This is a genomic window from Bradyrhizobium sp. HKCCYLRH2015, from assembly GCF_051168215.1.
In the GTDB taxonomy this organism is placed as follows: Bacteria; Pseudomonadota; Alphaproteobacteria; order Rhizobiales; family Xanthobacteraceae; genus Bradyrhizobium.
Genome location: NZ_JBNPUO010000011.1, coordinates 215,321 through 235,179 on the forward strand (window position 1 = coordinate 215,321; position 19,859 = coordinate 235,179).

Consider the following 19,859-nt stretch of genomic DNA (forward strand, 5'->3'; position numbering starts at 1 on the left):
GGAATGCCCGGCTGGATTTGAGTGGACGGACTCGAAGAGCATTTCCAAGGCCCCGTAAAGATATCGAAGATTTCACCGGCGCAGCACTTCTGCGGCCCGACTGTCCGGCATTGAACCGGGCCTGCCAGCGTTCCAGACCAGACAGGGATTGCGCCCAGGCGTGGCAGGAGCATAGAGCGCGAGTCGGTCGGCCGCCAGTCCAAGCGTTCGCGGCCTGTCAGGGGGAGGAGACTTGAACGGACCGCTGCCCTCAGGGATGGCAGGCAGCTCTCGGACGGGGCGTCCAGGCGGCTGTTGGGCTCGCGAGAGCGGGGCAGGGCTCCTGGGGTGTCGGCAAGTCCGGCGGCAGTGCTTCGCTCGATTGAACCAAGGCGTGCCGGCCTGTTCCGCCCGATTCGGGTTGATCGGGTCGGGCCTTCACAGTAATCGTTGCGGGCTGTTTCCGAGGTTGCGCCGGAGGTGCCGTTTGCCGCTCGACACCATTTCGACCGAGGGCGGGCCCGTCGGCAGCGCTCCGGTCCGCGACCTGACTCGCGCGGAACGTAAATTCGGCCGATATTATCCTCTGTTGCGCCTTCTCGCGCGGCTCCCGGGCCGGCATTTTCTGCGCAATCTGGCATTCACGGTGCTGCCCTTCAGGGCGAGATTTTTGCTGACGGTACAATTCCGCCATTTCTTCCAGCATCCGGGCCTGGACCGCCACTTCGTCTTTTTCTGCGGTCCCTTCCTGGGCAGGCACCTGCCCTGGATCTTCAACAGCTCCGTTTGGCAGCGCTACCCGAGCGAGGTTGCATTTTATCTTCTACTCGCGGGGCACCGGAAGGAAGCGCTCCCGCTGTTTCGCCGGTTGACGTGGGACGGGGAGCGCCCGATCGCCGAGCTCGCCTTGCAAGGAACGGGCGTCGTCGGTGACGGCTACTCGATGGATATGCTGACGCAGATCCATTTTCTTGACTGGCAGCATGTTGCCGAGGGGTCGAAGGCGATGCGGACCTTCGTCCGGATGATGTTGGAGCATCGCAACTTTCAATATGAGGAACGGGCTTTTCGCGGGCGTGTCGAGTTCGATCACGTGCCGAGGGACGTTTCGGCCGAACAATTCATTCCTTATTTCTTCCGCGACCGCGAGGTGATCGTCCGCCTGATGCAGGAACTTGGTCTCGTCGATTCGACGGGCGTCCTTCGTAAGCTGGACGAGTCCGGGCAGTACTGGGAAAGCCTTCCAAGCTATCTGCCTGATCGCACGGTCTGTCTCGACATCTACCTGTTCTATGCCTATCGCGAACTCCTGCTCAGGACTTACCACAACGGGGAAGGAGACAAGGTCCCTGTCGTGTACAGCCGCGGTCTGGACACGCAGCGTCGCCTTCGCCGTCAGCTTCCGAGGCCGTCCGCCGAGCTGAAGCGCGTGCTCGACGGGGTCGGTATCGAGCTCGGCGATGTCAGATTGCTGTCACCCGATTGGAGCGCGCTGATCGGCCACAATGGGCATCTGAACGTGCACCTGATGATGCGGAGCATGGGCTGGTGGAAGGGACAGCCGGTCCTGCTCGCCTACAAGGACCGGATCGCCAACAAGCCGTTCCTGTCGCTGTTCTCGGACATCTGTCCGACGCTCACCCTGGGCGAGAACGTCAGCGCCGGCGTCTGGCACGAGCTTGCCAGCCTGACGCCTTTCCTCGGTGACTCGCATCAGGCCTTCCAGTTCGAGGACGGCCGGACGATGTATTGGAACGATGCCGGCGCGATGGCTCTCCAGCAGTGGGAGCGCGACGGCAGGGGTTTTCCGTTGCGCGACATCTATGACGCGCGCATTCAGGCGGACGACAGGACCGAGCTGCTGTACCAGTCGCTGCGCCGGAAATGGGGGCTTGCGCCCGGCGATTGGTTCGTCTGCCTGCACATGCGCGACGCCGAGGCGCGCGGCGAGACTCTCGGCACGGGCGAGTCGATCCGCAGTGCCACGATCGGCAACTATCTCGACACCGTTCGTTACGTCACCCAGCAGGGCGGCTGGGTGATCCGGATGGGCGGACGCAAGGCGCCGCCGCTGCCGGACATGCCGCGCGTGATCGACTACGCACGAAGCGAGGATCAGGTGGCGGAGATGGACATCCACCTGATGCGCCGCGCGCGCATGTTCATCGGCACGACGTCGGGCTTCGCCTATGTCGCCACCAGCTTCGGCATTCCGACCGCCATGGTCAATGCCCTGAGCTCGGTCGGCCTGTTATGGTCGAAGGATACGCGCTTCTCGCTCAAGCCCGTGCATACGCGCGAGGGGCGCATGCTGTCGTTGAGCGATGTCACCTCCGAGACGTGGCGCTGGACGTTCCCGACCTATGAGACCGTCAAGGCCGCCGGCCTCACGGTCGGCGAGAGCTCCGCCGACGAGATCCTGGAGACCACCCGGGAGGTGCTGGATCTGTCGTCCGGGGCGCCCGTCATTCCCCCGGTCGACGATGCCTGGGAAAAATGTGTGAACATCCAGGGATTCTTCGGCAATTCACGGCCGTCCCGCTATTTCCTGGACAAATATGCGGCGTCTCTGCTCGATCGCTCCTGAAACGAAACGGTCCGATGAACTTCGCCCAACCGAACATGTCCCTGGAAGAAGCCCGCGCCACGCCGCTCGGCTACCGTGCCGACATCGACGGCCTGCGCGCCGTCGCCGTGCTGCCGGTTCTCTTCTACCACGCGTTTCCCGCGGCCGTCCCCGGCGGCTTCTACGGCGTCGACATCTTCTTCGTCATTTCCGGTTATCTGATCACCGGGATCATCCACAAGCAGATGCTGTCGAACAGGTTCAGCATCGCCGATTTCTACGCCCGCCGGATCCGCCGCATCTTTCCGGCGCTGATCACGGTGGTGCTGGTCACCTTCCTGATCGCCTGGTTCTTCCTGCCGCCGCGCGAGCTGAAATCGCTCGGCACCAACATCGCCGGCGGTGCGGTCTTCATCCAGAACTTCGTCCTGCTCGGGCAGGTCGGCTACTTCGACCTCGCCGCCGACAAGAAGCCGCTGCTGCATCTGTGGTCGCTGGCGATCGAGGAGCAATACTACATCGTCTGGCCGCTGCTGCTGATGCTGATCGGCTCATGGCGGCGCAGGAGCCTCGCGATCACGGTCGCGCTGGCGGCGGCGTCGTTCGTTGCCTGCCTCATCGTGCAGCCGCGCGCGCCGGAGTATGCGTTCTATCTGCCGGTGACACGGGCATGGGAATTGCTGGTCGGCTCGGGACTGGCGCTCTGGGTCAATGGGCGCAGCGCGGAGGCCGGTCCGCGGCCGCTGATCGATGTCCCGCTCGTCCGCGAGCTCGTCGCGCTGGCCGCGATGCTCGCGATCGTGTTCGCCTTCTGGCGCTACGGCCGGCTCACGCCGCATCCGGGCGTTCACACGTTGCTGCCGGTGCTGGGCGCGGCCGCCCTGATCGCGACCAGCGGCACGCTGGTGCATCGTTATGTGCTGTCGTCGACACCGGCCGTCTTCGTCGGCCTGATCAGCTATCCGCTCTATCTCTGGCACTACCCGCTGATGGCCTATGCGCGCATCCAGTTCATCGATGCGGTGCCGGTGTGGGTCATGCTCGCGATCATCGTGGCCAGCATGGTGCTGGCCTGGGCCACCTACCGCTTCATCGAGCGGCCGATCCGTTTCGGCCGGCGCCTGGTGCCGCTCAAGGTCGGCGGACTCGTCGGCGGCATGGTCGCGCTCGGCATCGTCGGCGTGGTGGCCGACCGCACCAATGGCATGCCGGCGCGCATTCCCGCCGAGCTTCGCGGCTTCATGCTGGACGGGAGCGAGACGGCCCGCTTCTGGCGGTCCGACAAATGCCTGCTGAAGCCCGATCAGAGCGCGTCCGAATTCTCACCAGACTGCGCGGGCACCGGCCGCCATCCGCTCATCCTGGTCTGGGGCGATTCCTATGCGGCCTCGCTCTATCCGGGACTTGCTCATTTCGGTGCCGAGCGGGGATTCGAGGTCGCGGAATACACCGCCTCGGCCTGTCCGCCGCTGCTCGGTTTCGTCCATCCGGAACGGCGGTTCTGCAAGGGCGCGAACGACTTCGTCATCCAGAAGGTCGCCGAGCTGAAGCCGGATCTGGTCCTGCTCTATTCGACCTGGAGCTATGGTCCGGACGACCTGCGCAACGGGCTGGACAGAACGGTCGCCGCATTGAAGGAGCTCAACGTCCCGAAGATCGTCTTGCTCGGGCCGCCGGCGACCTGGCTTGGCGAAAGCCTGCCGGCGAATGTGCTCGATTATTATTTCCGGACGCATTCGCTGCTGCCGGCGCGCACCAAATTCCGCTCAAACGACAACTGGACGCGGGCGCTCGATGAGTTCCTTGAGGCGCAGGCGCAGCGCGTAGGGATCCAGTACATCTCGGCGCGCCGCATGATGTGCAATGATGACGGCTGTCTCGCCCGGATCGGCGCAGACGGATCGAACCTGACCGCGTATGACAGCGGCCATTTGACCTATCCCGGCTCCCTCTTCATTGCCAAACAGGCGCTTGAGGTGTTGCCTGGCTTCGACAAATAGTCGCGTCGTTCGCCCGTGGTCGCCATGGATCGTCGGACAGAGCAGACCGGTTGGGCCGGGCATGAGGCCGGGGACGGCCTCGGCCGGGCAGGACGCCGCTATCTCGGCTGCCTGCTCGGACTGACGGCGGCGATGCTGGGTGGCCTCGGCGTCTGGCTCGCCGCGCAGGGAGGCGACCATTTCAGCGCGATCAGCAGGCCGGGTGATCGGTCATGGTACCGCAATTTCGGTGGCGACAGGGTCACCGAGATCCAGGACCAGGATCTGTTCTACCATGGCATCGGCCGGTCGATCGACAATGCCCGCCAGGCCGACGTCATCATCCTCGGCTCATCCCTGGTGTCGTTTGCGCTCGACGAGACCGTCATGCGCGAGCGCCTCGAGCAGCCCTACGGCCTGAAGTTCTACAACATGGCGTTCGTCGGCGTTGCCAGCGGCGAGTTCGCACGGCAGATCGCGCTGAAGTATCACCTCCATCCGCGCCTGTGGATCTTGAACGCCGACGATGGCGGCGGCGGCGGCAACTTCTTCCACCGCAATTTGACTCGTGCGTTCGGCGCCGACGTCCGTCCGATCCCGAGCACGAAGCTCAGCCGCTACGGCGCGACCTACGAGATCATCCGGCGCAATCTGCGCTGGCGCTTCGAGGACGTGACCCGGCCATGGCGCCAGGCGATCACCGGCCCGCGATCCGGACCGCTGCCGCGCTTCGACCGCGATGACCGCACCGGCGCCGCCGACATGAGCACGTTTCCGCGCTTTCTCGCCGACGGCAATCCGGGCGTGAAGATGACGCGCGATCCCGACTGTCACACCACCCCCGACGTGATCGCCAATGCGCGTGACTTCGTGCAGTCGCTCGGCGCGCCCGTGGTTCTGACCTTCGTTCCGAATTTTCACGGCTGCCTGACCCAGGTTCGTGAGATTGCGGATGCGATCGGCGTCGAGACGGCGACGCCGGCGCGGACCGACTATTCGAGCTGGGATGGCGGGGGTCATCTCGACGCCAGGGGCGCGGCCGATTTCACCCGCGACCTCGTTGGCGCTCTGGAAAGGACGCGAGCGTTTCAGGGAATGCGTGAGAATGGCGATCATCGAAAGCCTTGACCCTGCGGCCGCAGCGGATCGCCACGAGCGGCCGATCAGCCGGGCGCACGCGCTGCTCTATCGTCCCGACATCGACGGCCTGCGCGCGGTCGCCGTCATCGCCGTGCTCGTCTTTCACGCCTTCCCGCGGCTGCTGCCCGGCGGTTTCGCGGGCGTCGACGTGTTCTTCGTGATCTCGGGCTATCTGATCACGGGCATCATCGACCGGCAGTGCGCGGACAAGAGCTTCAGCTTCGCGACTTTCTACGCCCGCCGCATCCTCCGGATCTTCCCGGCTCTCATCACCGTCGTGCTGGCGACGTTCGCGATCGCCTGGTTCATATTCCCGGTCGCCGAGATGGAAGCGCTCGGATCCAACATCAAGGGCGCCGCCGCCTTCATCGAGAACTTCATGCTGCACGAGCAGATCGTGGGCTATTTCGATCCCGGCGCGGAGCGTCTCCCGCTGCTGCACCTGTGGTCGCTCGGCATCGAGGAGCAGTACTACATCGTCTGGCCCGCAATGTTCGTGCTGATTGCCCGATGGCCATCGCAGAAGGCGGCCATCGTGGCCGCGCTCGGGCTCGGATCCCTCGCGGTCTGTCTGTCGACCCCCGCAAGGGAGGCTGCGTGGGCCTTCTATTCGCCGACCACGCGCGGCTGGGAGCTGCTGGCAGGCTCGCTCCTGGCGGTGTGGCTGCGCCGGCGGGCCGATCGTCCGATCGGTGCGGCGACCAGCAACATTCTCGCGGCTGTCGGCGTGGCGGGCCTCGCCGTCGCCTTCTTCGCGTTCGGCGCCACCTCGCCCTGGCCCGGCATTCGCGCCACCATCCCCGTCCTGGCGACCATGGCCCTGATTGCGGCCGGCGACACGCCGGTTCAGCGGGTGTTGGCGTGGCCCGCGCTGGTGTTCGTCGGCCTGATCAGCTACCCGCTCTATCTCTGGCACTTCCCGCTGATCGCCTTCACCAAGCTGCAGTTCGGCGGAGCGGTTCCGGCGTGGATCCTGCTCGCGGTGCTCGGGCTGAGCACCGTGCTGGCCTTCCTCACCTATCGCTTCATCGAGCTGCCGATCAGGTTCGGAGCCGCGCCCGTCGCGTGGCGGGTGGGGCCGTTGCTGGCGGCGATGGCAGCCCTGGTCCCGATCGGTGTCGCGGCGACAAGCACGCGCGGCCTGCCGGTCCGGTTCGCGCCGGAGATCAGGGGCTTCATGCTCTCGGGCTCCGAGACCTCCTCGCACTGGCGCCGTGGCCGCTGCCTGCTGCTACTGCAGCCGGCCTCCGCGTTCGGCGCCGACTGCGCCGGGCAGGGGCGCCGGCCGCTGCTGCTGATCTGGGGCGATTCCTACGGCGCGGCGCTGTATCCGGGGCTGCTGCATCTCTCGACAGAGCGCGGCTATGACGTCGCGCAATATACGGCCTCCGCCTGTCCGCCGCTGATCGGCTATACCTTGGAGGCCCGCCCGTTCTGCAAGAGCATCAACGACGACGTCGTGCTGCGGATCGGCCGTCTCCGGCCCGACGTCGTCATCCTCGACGCGACCTGGGGCCACGCCGAGGCCGTGCTGCGCGAGGATCTGCCGCGCACGGTCGCGCAGCTCAGGGCCAACGGCATTGCGAAGATCGTGCTGATGGGACCGCCGCCGAGCTGGCAGGGCGTCGGCCTGTCGCACAACGTGCTCGACTACTACCGGCAGACCGGAACCGTGTTGCCGGAGCGGACGCTGTTCCGCTCCAATGACGAATGGACGCGCGGCCGCGACGCGCTGTTTCGCGAGCTGACGCGTCAGCTCGATATCGAATTCATCTCCGTCCGCGACGTGTTCTGCAACGACGAAGGCTGTCTCAGCCGCATCGGCCCCGGCGGCTCGCAACTGACGGCTTTCGATCCCGGGCACCTCACGGTGCCCGCCTCGATCTTCTTGGCGCGCCACGCCATCGACGACCTCCTGGGGCCTGCCCGGCAGCCGCCGCGGTAAGCAGGATCAAACCGGATCGGCCGGGATGCCGCGATAGGCGTGGATGATGAAGCGGGTGCCGCCGACCGAATAGTCGCCGCCGTTGGACGCCTCGATCGCGAACATCTCGACCAGCTCCTTCCAGGCCTGCCGTTCGCCCGTGGTCGGAATGGCGCGATTGGCATTCCAGTCGTCGAAGCAGATGACGGCGCCGGTCGAGATCATGCCGCGCTCGAACAGCGGGACGAGCGCATCCATGGTCGACTGGTAGAGGTCGCCGTCGAAATGGATCATCGCGAACCGCGTCTCGGGCGGCAGCGTCTTCACGGTGTCGGCGAACCAGCCTTCGTAGAGTTGAAAGCGGTGCGGCGGAATGATCTTGCCGATCAGCGCGCTCAGCTGTGGCGCGGCCAGCACCTTGCAGCCGCCCTTGGCCCACGCGCCGGAGATGACGTGCGGCGCGCCCTGGTCGACCGGCGAGGTGATCTCGGGAAGGCCCTCGAAGCTGTCGAACAGGCGCAGGATGCGGAACGGGTTTTCCCCGGACGCGCTCTTGCCGAGCGGCTGGCGCTGCAGGTCGAACACCATCGAGGTGGCGATCGCGCGGGCGCTGAAGCCGCCCATCGTGCCGAATTCGGCGATGTCGCCGTTCACATGGGCGCTGTTGATGTACTGGACGCACAGCGTGAGCGTCTTGGCGATCTCCTGTGCCGGCAGGATCAGCACGTCGGCATAGCTGTAATAGGCGCCGGGCGAGGGAAGCTGCCGCGCGCTGTATTTCTCCAGCGCGATGTCCTGGATGATGCGTCCGTCATCGACCGTGTCGACGGACGGGGCTGCGATCGCCACGGCCGGAAGCCTGTCCTGCACGCTGGCGATGCTGCTGCCGTTTCCATAGGGCCAGGGCAGCGGCGGCTGGAACAGGATCGCTCGTTTGACCGAGCGCATCCAGTACAGCACGTCCGGCGGCAGCGAGGTGGCGAGCGCATTCTTCAACGGTTGCAGCATTCAAATCTCCAACGCGGCGCTGTTCGATGACCGCAAAACGACCTTGAGGGATGGCGCAGACATGGCGCTGCGCCGAAGAGAAGAGAGGTGTTCGCCTGGCAACGCCAGGCAAGCGGCGTCATGCCGGGACGGGATTGCGCGCTCGGTGACGGCGGCGTCTCCGCATGCACCGGCCGCAACGGGATGAACATCCGAAATCTCCGAGCGATCCCGCGCATGGCCATCCAGAGGTCGACATCGGCGGTGAGCGCGCCGTCGCGCGCAAGCCCACCTGCTGCCTCCTGGCTTAGCCGTCCTCCATCCCTGGTGCAAGCGGGCGGCCATGCGTCAATAGAGGTTGGCAGCGCGGCGTCCATCGGCCAGCGCGTCGTGGACGTCCGCGGGCCGCTCCTTCGGCGGCTTGACGAAGAACGGGTCCGCCGGCCAGTGGTTCATGCCGGCGACCATGATCGTCATCTCCTCGTCGGGCATGCGCGGCATGAAGACCAGATCGATCGCGGAGCGCGTCTTGTGCGACGGCGGGCTGCCGCGATGCATGAGGCGGGTTGCATCGAACACCAGCAGATCGCCGGTCTTGCCCAGAACCGTGTGCTCCCGGTAATTGGCGTCGCGATACTGGAACGGACCGGTCTGCTCGTCGACATCGCAGAGATAGAGCACGCCGCGAATGACGCCGGCGGGACAGTGGTCGCTGTGCCATTCCTGGGGGCCGACGCCCTCGGTCACATGCGGCTTCGAGCGCACCAGCCGGACGTTGGCGACCTTGGCAGGACAGCCGAGCACGCCGCGGAAGAACGAGTCGAAATCGCCGCCGCTGAACAGCTGATGCAGATAGTCGACGAGGGCGGCCGACGGCATCCCGGTCTGCAGATCCTGCGTGTAGGAAGCGACACTGTTGCCGGCCCAGTCCCACGCCGAGTGGCGATTGCTGACGTCGCGGTCGAAGCTCTCGGTTTCCCGGAACATGGCCGCCTTTTCCGGATTCGTGCCGATCACCGTGACGCCGTTCTGCTGGAAGGCGACGATCTTGTCGGCGAGCTGGCTCGGCGTCTTGTGCGGATCGAACTTCGGCGCATGGGCCGTGCACAGCGGTGGAGCGCTGTTCGCGGCCGGCACGAGCGTCAGCCGGCGCGGCTGCGCCGTGCCGTTCTTGTCTGCTGGGGCTGCGTCAGGACTGAGATGCCCGTTCAGGCGGTCGAACGTGTCGGCCCGGACCAGGCGGTAGCCGAGAGCGCTGAGCGCCTGGTTGACGCCGCCCTTGAGCCGCTGCTTGGCAGTGCTGATCATCGGTCCCAAGGCCATGCTGTCCTCATGCTGCGTTCGGCTTGGTGGGCTGGAACGGATCCAGCCCGCACGCCATTCGATAATACAGTTCGTAACGCGGATGATTGGCCACGAGGCCGCGGCTGTCGATCGCGTGATCGATCAGCGACTCCAGCAGGAGGCGGGCGCCCTTGGGCGGCAGATGCACCCCGTCGAAATCGAACTCCGGACGCAACAGATCGCCGTCCGTCAGGTCTGACCAGCGGTCGACCATGAACAGGTTCACCGAGCGCACCTTCTGCGCCAGCTTCCAGTTGAACGCCTGGACCAGCTTGGTGCGCACCGACACCGGGCAATCGTAGCTCTGCAGCTCGCGGATGCGCGCCTCCTGCCGGGTTGGAGGAACCACGCTCTGGACGTAGACGCGCTTGAAGCCGGCCTTGGCCAGTTGATCGAGCCCGGCGACGAACGGTCCGAGCCGCGCCTCGATCGCTTCGTCGATGAGATCCCAAGGCACCAGCGGCTTGTCGAGCAGCGGCAACGTCGTCGCGAACGGCGGAACGAAGTCGTAGGTGTCCTTGAGCAGTTGCAGGAGCGGACCGCGAACGTCGATCTCGCCGACGGTGATCATGATCAGCGGCGGCCGCACGGCCTGGCCGACCGCCTTGGCAATGGCGAAGTCGGTCTCGTCCATCGACAGGTGCGTCGCGCGGCCGTTGCGCACCAGGCCTTCGTATTCGAGGAAGGCGATGAAGTCGGGATGAAACTCGCCGGTGGCCGGATCGTAGAACTCCCGCGCCGTGGCGCCGGGGATGTACTTGGTGCGGGCCATCACCCAGGCGCCGGTCCATCGTTCCCGGAACACCATGTTCCGGTACGGCAGCGAATGGCTGTCTCCGACGATATAGACCGGCAGAACCGTCTCGAGTTCGGTGTCCACGCTGATACGTCCCCTTACATCACAGCCTCGGCTGCCGCTCGTCCTCAGTTGCTCCGGCGCGCGGCCAGTGCGCGGTAGAACTCGTCCTCGTCGCAGATGATTTGCGGCGCCGCGGCCGGAGCAGTCGGCCGCCTCGCTGTGCCGTCGCCGGCGGATCGCACCTCTGAGCCGGCGTCCTCTGCGGTGAACTGCGCGAAGAACAGCTTCATCGCGCGCGCGACGCCGTCGGCCGTGACCGAGCGCGCATCGTCGGCGAAATACCTCCCCGCGTTCTTCGGATTGGTGATGATCTCGTAGGACGCGTAGTAATGCACGTTGTCGTAGCGCCGGACCATCTCCTCCGCGGCGACGCGCAGCACGCTCTTGGAATAGGTCGTGGCCTGCAACACGTGGCGCGGCTCCATGGTGGCCGCGAGCGGGACCGGCGAAACCGTCAGGATGATCTGCAGGCGCGGATTGGCGGCCGACATCAGGTTGATCGCCTCGGCAAGATAGCCGGTGGTCTCGATGACAGAGAGATTGTGGAACGCGTATTTGGCGTCGTCGAAGTCGCCGGCGCTGCCGCAGCCCGGACAGGTCGGATACACCGTGCCGTCCAGCTTCGAGACCCAGCACTCGGTGAGGCCAAGCGTGAAGATGAAGACGTCGGTGGTTTCGATGAGCTTCCGGACCGCCTGCAAATGCCGCTTCAGATCGGCCTCGGCCTCGACCATCGAGACGTAGCCGCGCGGCGTGATGCGGGGGCGCAGCAGATCGAACACCCAGCCGTCGCGGTCGGTCCAGAACTGATCCGCTGGCCGGAAAGCGCCGAAGGCGCGCTGCACCAGTTGCAGCAGTTGCAGGGTGCTGTAGACGTTGCCGTAACGCGCGGAGAACAGGCCGTAGCCGAAGCGCTCCTCCTGCTCGGGCGTCAGATGCGGCGGTGCCGGCTCGGTGACGTAGTAATTGTAGCCGCGCTCCTTCAGGGCGCGCGAGATGTGCTGTGCGAAACAGCTGCCAGCCGAGGCGACGCGCTGATCTGGACCGAAGCGGAGCCGCGCGGTCAGATGCGGATCGAGATCGGATGGGCTGCGCTCGGCGACGGCCTGGCGCCAGAAGCTGCTCGCGGGCAGCGTGGTGTAGGGACAATTCATGCACTCACCCTCTGACCGCATGGGGCCGCGACGCAACGAAAGCGAAGCGCATGCTGCTCAGGCCCTCGGCTTCATTCCGAGATAGGAATGAATGATGAACTTGGTGCCCTGGATCGAGTAGTCGCCGGAATGGCTGGCGACGATGTTGAAGCGGCTGACGAGGTCGGCCCAGGCCTTGCGCTCGCCGGCCTCGGGGTCGGCCTCGTTGCAGTTCCAGTCGTCGAAGCAGAGCACGGCGCCCTTCGAGATCAGGCCGCGTTCGAAGCACGGCACCAGCGCGTCCATGGTCGACGAATACAGGTCGCCGTCGAAATGGATCAGCGCAAAGCGCGTATCGTCCGGGAGCAGCTTCACCGTGTCGGCGAACCAGCCCTCATAGATCTCGACCCGGCTCGGCGGAATGATCGCCTCGACCATGGTCCGAAGATCCGCGGCGCTGAGAATCCGGCAGCCGCCCTTCGACCAGGTGCCCGATTTCACGTGCTGCGACTCGAGGTCGACCTGCGCGGTGATCTCCGGCAGGCCCTCGAAGCTGTCGAACAGGCGCAGCTTGCGCAGCGGCTGGTTCGGCTGATAGCGCGGGTCGAACACCATCGCGTTCGCCAGGGTGCGCGCGGTGAAGCCGCCCATGGTGCCGAATTCGGCGATGTCGCCTTTGACGTCGGCGCTGTTGATGTACATCGTGCTCAAGGTCAGCGTCCGCGCGATCTCCTTGGCGGGCAGGATCAGGACGTCGTCGACGTCGAAGAACAAATACGGCGCGCTGATCTTGTGGGCGTCGAGCCGCTCCAGGGCTTCGGTCTGCCGCGTCCGCGGCTCCGACGGTGCTTCGACGACCGGCGCGGGGGCCGGTTGAGGCGCCGGTTCGGGCTGCGGCTCCGCAGCGGCCTGCGGCCGTTCGGGGGGCGGCTGCCCCATCAGCGCGCGCTTGATCGATCGCAGCTTGAACAGCGTCTGGGGGGGCAGGCCTTCGGCAATCGCCACCTTCAATGACTTCGTCATGACAGCCCCGTTCCCCGCCGCTCGCGATGTTCGCCGCCAATTTATAAATACATTTTGCAAAGATCGCAAAAGCGGCATGCGGGCTCTGCACTCGTTTTGCGTGGGTGTCGGCCGGCGAGGCGGCGCTGGTGGCCGAACTGGTCCTGCGTGCGCGTACACGACGAATTGGCCCGCATCTTCAGGTGCATCACCCCTGTCCAGTCCCGCCAGGAAAAATATTCTTCTTTCGTTTTATCGGAAAATATGGTTCTCTCTCGTCATCCCGCCTCATGCAGAGGGACGTACGCGTCGTCACGATACGTGGAGGTGGGCTGCGATGGACGTGAGGGCTGCGCCAGACGAGCGCTGGCCGGCGCGGACGGCGAAGTCGTGTGGTCCTGGCCTCTCGACGCTGAGGTCTGCGCAACGTGCCTTAAGGCGCGTTGTCGCAAATGGGGGCAAGAAAGCCGATCCCCAGGGAGAGCACGAAGGACACCGTTAAAACCAGTCGCGCGGGGAAGGCCGGGATGTCCCAGCCGAACCTGTGGTACCTGCCGCCTGCATTTTCTTTCGCAGGCGGGCCATGGGGGCGGCAGGCTCCCGGCCTTCCTCGCGCCCTCTCATGTCGAAAGGGCGACGATCAGATCACAGCTCGGGCGCCGATGCGTCGCGAGAGCGCCTGTCGACGCTCTCAGCTCACACTCATTCGAAGAAGATGAATTCGTGGTCGCCGGTGTAGCCGGAGCGCTTGAATTCGAAGGCCCATTCCTCAGGAGTGTGGAAGATGCGGCAGGTGAGCTGCCAGTACATCAGGTTCACCTTCTCGCGCTCGTTGCGGTAGCCCTCGACGCAGAGATATTTGGCGCCGCGGCTGACGCGCTCCATCTCGCGGAGCGCCGCATCGAGATCGTAGTTGTAGAGGTTGTGCAGCGTGTTGATCGAGATGACGAGATCGAAATACTTGTCCGGGTAGGGCAGCTTGGCGGCAGAGCCGACCTGGCAGAACTGCTTGACGCTCTCCATCGTGTGCTCGACGCCGTAGGATGAGATGTCGATGCCGGCGACCTCGAGATCCGGGATGGCCTCGCGGAAATCGTGCAGGATGAAACCCTTGCCGGAGCCGACGTCGAGCACGCGCATGCCCGGCTTGATGCCGTACGTCTCGATCATGGCGTCGGCGACCTTGCGCCAGCGGCCGTCATATTTGTAGCCGCCATAGCCGGTCTCGCGGCTGCCGTCCCAGTAGTCGTAGTCGAACTTGATCGCCATCTCCGCGACATCGGCCTTGTCGCGCTGGGTGACGCGCGCGAGATAGTCGCGCTTGGTCGATTTGTGGACGAGACTGACGAACTCGCGATAGGCCATGAATATCTCCGGGCGTGTGAGTGTCGGTTAATCGGATGTGGCGCCGATCAGGCTGAGCTGTGCCTCGGCCTTGGCGAGCTGCGCAGCGCAGCGCTGCGCCCAGGCGCCGGTGTCGGCGAAGGCGCGACGCGTGGCGCCGAGCGGCAAGAAGTCGTTCAGGATGATGCAGGTCCATTTGACCTGGTAGGCGTCGATCAGCAACCGGCAGCGCGCCACGCTGGCGGCGTCGAGCCCGAGGCCGTCCGTCAGCCGGTCGATGAAATGCTCGTGCACCGGCAGCGGCACCGGCACTTCAGGCTGGCAGAAGAAATCGGAGACCAGCTTGGCCGGGTCGTCGCGGCCGGCATATTCGAAGTCGAGGAAGGTGAGCTTGTCCTGGTCGTCGATCAGCGCGTTGTGGAAGCCGAAATCGGAGGGCGACAGGCAGACCTGATCGGCGGGGATGGCGGCCTCGAAGGCGAGCCCTTCGGCCGCCGCTCCGCGCAGAATGGTTGCCTTCACCTCGGCCCAGGCCGGCTGCAGCCGCGCCGCCACGAATGCCCGGGCGTCGGCGACATGCGGCACCTCGGCATCGAGCGTGGCCAGTCGCGCCACCCGGCGCTCGACGGTGGCGAGGTGCTCGGCGAGGGAGAAGCAGGCTTCCGATCCTGGCGCCAGCGCGGGGCGGGGCGGGGCGTTCACCGCGAGCACGAAGTCGATCGCGGCATCGACATGGGCGGGCGCGAGCTCTGCCGCGGTCAGCTTGCGGCCTGCGACGAAGCTGTAGAGGCCCGCCTGCTCGGCGCGGTCGCAGGCCAAGGGCTCCGGCACGACGCGGACGCCGTGGGACCAGGCATGGCTGATGAAGCTCCACTCGGCGCCCAGCCGGTCGCGGGTGTCGCGGGCGTCGGTGAAGTAGCGCTTGAGGACCAGCGGGCCCTCGGCGGTGTCCAGACGATAGACCTGGTTGTTGCGGCCGCCGGCGAGCCGGGTCAGCGCCGTCGGGCTCGCTCTGCCGGCCTGCGCGGTGAGGCGCTGCGCCAGCGCCAGCAGGGCGGCATCACGATCCGCGCCGGCGTCAGTGGGGGTCACGGACGACATCCGCCGCGATCTCGGCCCAGGAGACTCGGCGCTCGTACGGCACGGCCTTGGCCGCGAACTGGTTCTCCGGATCGAACAGCACCTTGCGCATGCCCTCGGGAAATCCGGTCATGGCCAGGATCTCCGGCAGGTCGTCGACGAACAGCTCGCAGGCCAGCGCATGGGCCCGGGCGACCTTCTCGTCCTTGGTCAGCTCGAAGAACACCCGGTCAGGCGCGATCTGTCCGGGCGCTTCGCCCATCAGGCCGCGATCGGTCAGGAAGCCGCGCGCGGCGGCATGCATGTCGTGCTTGGGCCCGAGAATGGGGTGCTTCGTCTTATGACTGACGATGAACAGGTCATGGCCGGCGGCGCGGGCCGCCGTGACAAACGCGGCGAAGCCGGGGTAGGGCGACACCAGGTCCATGCGGGCGCCGTAGACATAGCCCTGCAGCTCGGTGAAGTCGTCCTTGCGCCCGCTGCCGTTGAGATGGTCGCGGACGCTGTTCTTGTCGCGGCCGAGATCGGCCGGGATCAGGCCGCGCTCGAGGGCCGCCGCATGAAACACGCCGTCATAGCAGGCGATCGTGTTGTCGAAGTCGATCCCGATCCGCATGGCTTGGACTTAAATGGCCTGGACTTAACGCAAGGACATGTCGATCAGCGGACGGCCGACCTTGCCGGCGGCGAGATCGGCCAGCGCCTGGTCGGCCTGGGCGAGGCTGTAGGGCTTCGACAATAGGTCCCGCACCGGGAAGCGGCCGGAGCTCAGCAGCCGCCCATAGCGTCCGTAATCGCGATCGGGCACGCTGTCGCCGCCCCAGGTGCCGAGCAGGCTCTTACCCTGGTTGAACACGCCCGGATTCAGCGTCAGCGCCGCGCCATGCTTGGCATTGCCGATCACGACCGCGCGGCCGCCCTGCTGGCGGGTGGCGTTGACGGCCTGATCCATGACGCCCGGAATGCCGGAGGATTCGACCGCGAGATCAACGCCCTGCGGCACGATCTTCTTGATCTCGGCCAGCACGTCGGAAGCCGCGTCGATCACATGCGTGGCGCCGTAGATCTGGGCGAGCGCGCGGCGGGTCGGGTTGGGGTCGATGCCGATCACCGGCATCGCTCCGGCGAGGGCGGCGGCCATCAGCGCGTTCAGGCCGATGCCGCCGGTGCCGAACACGGCGACCGCATCGCCCGGCTGCACCTTCAGCACGTTGTAGACCGCGCCCATGCCGGTCGGCGCGGCGCAGCCGAGCAGCACCGCGACATCCATCGGCAGGTCCGGCGGCAGCAGGGTCAGGCGGTTCTCGCTCACGACCGAGTGGCGTTGGAAGGTGGTGACGCCGCCGGCGTTGACCTTCTTGCCGTCCCAGTCATAGACGGCGCCGCCGGCCTCGATGCCGCTGCCCTTGATCCAGGACAGCACGACCTTGTCGCCGACCTTGACCTTGGTGACGGCGCTGCCGGCCTCGATCACGGTGCCGGTGCCCTCATGGCCGAGGCAATGCGGCACCCATTTGTCCTCGCCCTTGTCGCCGCGCCACTCCATCACCTGCGTGCCGCAGGCGCCGGAATAGGCGATCTCGACCAGCACCTGGCCCGGCTTGAGGGCGGGGGTCTCGATCTCGGCCAGCACGAGCGGTTGGCCGGTCTGGACCAGCAGGGCAGCTTGGGTCTTCATGTGATGTCTCAGCTCAAGGCGTGGATGATTTTGTCCGCGATCTGGTGGCCGGTCAGGCCGAGCACCTCGCGGGCATATTCCTGTTCACCGGATTTCTTGAAGAACGCATCCGGCGTCCCGAAGCGCAGGAACTTCTTCGCCTGCGTCTCGCTGTCGACGAGCCACTCAGAGACGGCGGCGCCGAAGCCGCCGATCAGCGAATGCTCCTCGATGGTCGCGACCAGCTTGAAGCGGCTGAAGGCCTGCTTGAGCTTGTCCTCATCCAGCGGCTTCACGGTGTGGAAGCTGACGACCTCGGCGGAGATGCCCTTCTCCTTCAACTTGTGTGCGGCTTCAACGGCTTCCGGAAGCATGTTGCCGGTCGAGAGCAGGCAGACATCGCTGCCTTCCTCGATCGTGATCGCCTTGCCGATCTTGAAGTCAGCGATGGGGCCCTTGTGAACGACCGGCTCACCCTTCTTGCCCATGCGGATGTAGACCGGGCGGTCCTGCTGCATCGCCGCGCGCAAGGCGCCGCGCACCTCGAAGGCATCGCCCGGGCAGATCACGACCATGTTCGGGATCGAGCGCAGGAACGAGATGTCCTCGCAGGCATGGTGGGTCGGACCGAGGCCGGAATAGGCGAGGCCGGCGCCGACCGCGACGATCGTCACCGGAGCCTCGTGATAGCAGACGTCCGTGCGGATCTGCTCCAGGCAGCGCGTCGTCACGAACGGGGTGATGGTGTAGGCGACCGGGCGCAGGCCGTTCATCGCCATGCCGGCGGCGACGCCCATCATGTTGGCCTCGGCCACGCCGCAGTTGAAGAAGCGGCTCGGATGCTTGTCCTTGAACTTGTCGAACAGGCGGTTGCCGATGTCGCCCGACAGCATGACGACGCGGCTGTCCTCGTTGCCGAGCTTGGTCAGTTCGTCCGCGAACGCGTTTCTCATGACAGGCCGAGCTCCTTGAACGACTTGACGACTTCCTCAGCGGTGGGGGCGCGGTAATGCCAGTTGTTGTCGTCCTCCATGAACGACACGCCCTTGCCCTTCACGGTGTGGGCGATCAGCGCCACCGGCTTGCCCGAGCCGTTCGGGATGTTCTGCATGGCTTCCGCCAGCGCGCCGACGTCATGGCCGTCGATCTCGTGCGCGTCCCAGCCGAACGCGGCCCATTTGTCGCGCAGCGGCGCCAGCATCAGCGTCTCGTTGGAGCGCGCGGTCGCCTGCCACTTGTTGTAGTCGACGACGACGCAGACGTTCTCCAGCTTCTGGGCGGCGGCGAACATCGCGGCCTCCCACACCGAGCCCTCGTTGTTCTCGCCGTCGGAGAGCAGGGCGAACACGCGGTAGGTCTCACCCTTGATGCGGCCGGCCAGCGCCATGCCGCAGCCGAGCGGCAGGCCGTGGCCGAGCGAGCCGGTGGCGGCCTCGACGCCGGGCAGCAGGTTCGCCGGCGGATGCTCGGCGAGCCGGCCGCCGTCCTGACAATAGGTGTCCAGTTCCTCGATCGGGAAGTAGCCCTTCATGGCGAGCGTCGCGAACAGCGCCGCGGCGGCGTGGCCCTTCGACAGGATAAAGCGATCGCGCAGCGGATCGGTCGGGTTCTTGGGGTCGATGTTCAGGACGTGCCAATAGGCCGCCGTCATCGCATCGGCGCAGGACAACGACGAGGCGAGATGCGCGGCCTGCGCCTTGTGCGACATCTCGATGATCTTGCCGCGCAGCTTCGCCGCCTGCGCCTTCAGGGCGGCCACGTCGGGCTTGGCCGCGGTGTTCCGGACTGCCACGTTCATCGTGCTCTCCAGTCGCGCCTCCCGGGGAGACGCAGGGCGCGCTTCCCTAGGGAAGCGCTGGGTCGATCAGGGTTTATGCTCATACTTGGTCGGCAGCTTGGCCATGACATCCTCGAAGCGTCGCGCCCAGGCGATGACGTCGTCGATGCCCTGCTCCAGCGAGTAGGTGTCGCGCCAGCCGAGCTCGGTGCGCAGCTTGAAGCTGTCGAGCGTGTAGGCGGTATCCTTGCCGGGCCGCTCGGGGCCGATCTCGACGCAGTCCTCGAAGTTCTTGCCAAGCCGGGCGAGGATCATCTCGACCAGCGTGCGGATCGACACCAGCTCGTAGCCGGAGATGTGATAGGTCTCGCCAAGCTTGCCGCTGCGGCCGATCTTGACCGTCGCGTCCGACACGTCGGTCATGTGGATGAAGACGCGGACCGACTTTCCGCCGCCGTCGAGCCGCAGCTTCTGCCCGGTCATCGCGGCGACGATGGTGCGCGGCACGATGCGGTAGAGCTGCTGGCCCGGGCCGTAGACATTGGCCGCGCGGGTGAAGACCACGGGGAACTGGTAGTTGGCGAAATAGGTCCGCAGGCTCATGTCGCCGGCGGCGCGCGACACCGCATAGGGCGTCGACGGGTTGAACGGCGCGTCCTCTCGCACCCAGCCCTCGGTCGAGCCATAGACCTCCGGCGTCGTGACATGAACGTAGCGATCGAGGCCGTCATAGTTGCGCAGGATGTCGTGCAGGCGGACGGCGGAGACGACGTTGGTCATCATCCAGTGGTCCGGGTACAGCCAGCTCTCGCCGACCATGCTCTGCGCCGCGAAGTTCACGACATGGGTCGGCCGCTCGGCCACCAGCAGCGCCTTCAGCGCATCGAGATCGTGGTTGAGGTCGACGCGCTTGAACCGCACGTTGCCTGGGCGCTTCTGCCATTTGTAGGGCAAAAACGCATCATGCGGCTCGTCCGAGCGGCTGGTCGCGATCACGTCGTGACCGGCGGCAGCCAGGAAGTCGACGAAGGTTGCGCCCGAAAAGGAGTTCGAGCCGAGGATCAGGTACTTTTCGTTCGCAGCCATCG

16 protein-coding genes are annotated in these 19,859 nt (G+C 65.9%); 4 read left to right on the plus strand and 12 right to left on the minus strand.

Translation table 11 applies throughout. The annotated features are described in order from the left end of the window. The first annotated feature begins 373 nt into the window (after nt 1-373). From ACQR1H_RS27660 to ACQR1H_RS27675, 4 genes are read left to right on the plus strand one after another with little or no spacing between them, the layout of a single operon-like run. Entirely contained in the window at nt 374-2,566 is a 2,193-nt protein-coding gene (locus ACQR1H_RS27660; RefSeq protein WP_434908482.1) for a TIGR04372 family glycosyltransferase, read from the plus strand. 14 nt (nt 2,567-2,580) lie between these two features. After that, on the plus strand, nt 2,581-4,545 hold the full coding sequence (locus ACQR1H_RS27665; protein WP_434908483.1) for an acyltransferase family protein: 1,965 nt from the start codon (nt 2,581-2,583) through the stop codon (nt 4,543-4,545). Nucleotides 4,546-4,569: 24 nt separating this feature from the next. Further along, nucleotides 4,570-5,652, plus strand: coding sequence for a hypothetical protein (locus ACQR1H_RS27670; RefSeq protein WP_434908484.1), 1,083 nt, complete (start codon nt 4,570-4,572; stop codon nt 5,650-5,652). Then, nucleotides 5,630-7,609 carry an acyltransferase family protein gene (locus tag ACQR1H_RS27675; RefSeq protein WP_434899556.1) on the plus strand — a complete coding sequence of 660 codons (1,980 nt, stop codon included), beginning with the start codon at nt 5,630-5,632 and terminating at the stop codon, nt 7,607-7,609. The genes ACQR1H_RS27670 and ACQR1H_RS27675 overlap by 23 nt, the downstream gene beginning before the upstream one ends. Nucleotides 7,610-7,615: 6 nt before the next feature. On the opposite strand, the gene ACQR1H_RS27680 is transcribed toward ACQR1H_RS27675, so the two are convergent. The 12 genes from ACQR1H_RS27680 to ACQR1H_RS27735 all read right to left on the minus strand — a co-directional run bounded on the left by ACQR1H_RS27680 (nt 7,616) and on the right by ACQR1H_RS27735 (nt 19,857). Next, nucleotides 7,616-8,596 carry a TylF/MycF/NovP-related O-methyltransferase gene (locus ACQR1H_RS27680; protein WP_434908485.1) on the minus strand — a complete coding sequence of 327 codons (981 nt, stop codon included), beginning with the start codon at nt 8,594-8,596 and terminating at the stop codon, nt 7,616-7,618. Between the two features lie 327 nt (nt 8,597-8,923). Then, complete coding sequence (locus ACQR1H_RS27685; RefSeq protein WP_315805290.1) at nt 8,924-9,898, minus strand: hypothetical protein; 975 nt, start codon at nt 9,896-9,898, stop codon at nt 8,924-8,926. A 7-nt stretch (nt 9,899-9,905) separates the two neighbouring features. Beyond that, complete coding sequence (locus ACQR1H_RS27690; protein WP_315805291.1) at nt 9,906-10,799, minus strand: hypothetical protein; 894 nt, start codon at nt 10,797-10,799, stop codon at nt 9,906-9,908. A 44-nt stretch (nt 10,800-10,843) separates the two neighbouring features. Next, a complete protein-coding gene (locus tag ACQR1H_RS27695; RefSeq protein WP_315805292.1) occupies nt 10,844-11,932 on the minus strand; it encodes a GSCFA domain-containing protein in 1,089 nt (362 codons plus the stop codon). Nucleotides 11,933-11,989: 57 nt separating this feature from the next. Next, nucleotides 11,990-12,934: a TylF/MycF/NovP-related O-methyltransferase gene (locus tag ACQR1H_RS27700; protein ID WP_316183384.1), complete on the minus strand. Its 945-nt coding sequence runs from the start codon at nt 12,932-12,934 to the stop codon at nt 11,990-11,992. Nucleotides 12,935-13,615: 681 nt separating this feature from the next. Next, entirely contained in the window at nt 13,616-14,278 is a 663-nt protein-coding gene (locus ACQR1H_RS27705) for a class I SAM-dependent methyltransferase (RefSeq protein WP_315805294.1), read from the minus strand. 27 nt (nt 14,279-14,305) lie between these two features. Next, the gene (locus ACQR1H_RS27710; RefSeq protein WP_434872549.1) at nt 14,306-15,349 is read right to left on the minus strand and encodes a phosphotransferase; all 1,044 of its coding nucleotides are present in this window, start codon (nt 15,347-15,349) and stop codon (nt 14,306-14,308) included. Continuing rightward, nucleotides 15,336-15,953 carry a hypothetical protein gene (locus ACQR1H_RS27715; RefSeq protein ID WP_315805296.1) on the minus strand — a complete coding sequence of 206 codons (618 nt, stop codon included), beginning with the start codon at nt 15,951-15,953 and terminating at the stop codon, nt 15,336-15,338. The genes ACQR1H_RS27710 and ACQR1H_RS27715 overlap by 14 nt, the downstream gene beginning before the upstream one ends. 24 nt (nt 15,954-15,977) lie before the next feature. After that, on the minus strand, nt 15,978-17,015 hold the full coding sequence (locus tag ACQR1H_RS27720) for a zinc-binding dehydrogenase (RefSeq protein ID WP_316238881.1): 1,038 nt from the start codon (nt 17,013-17,015) through the stop codon (nt 15,978-15,980). An 8-nt stretch (nt 17,016-17,023) separates the two neighbouring features. Further along, the gene (locus ACQR1H_RS27725) at nt 17,024-17,947 is read right to left on the minus strand and encodes a transketolase family protein (protein ID WP_316238880.1); all 924 of its coding nucleotides are present in this window, start codon (nt 17,945-17,947) and stop codon (nt 17,024-17,026) included. Next, nucleotides 17,944-18,792: a transketolase gene (locus ACQR1H_RS27730; RefSeq protein WP_316183388.1), complete on the minus strand. Its 849-nt coding sequence runs from the start codon at nt 18,790-18,792 to the stop codon at nt 17,944-17,946. Before ACQR1H_RS27730 ends, ACQR1H_RS27725 begins: the two co-directional genes overlap by 4 nt. Before the next feature lie 66 nt (nt 18,793-18,858). After that, entirely contained in the window at nt 18,859-19,857 is a 999-nt protein-coding gene (locus ACQR1H_RS27735) for an NAD-dependent epimerase/dehydratase family protein (protein ID WP_316238879.1), read from the minus strand. Between the last annotated feature and the right edge of the window lie 2 nt (nt 19,858-19,859).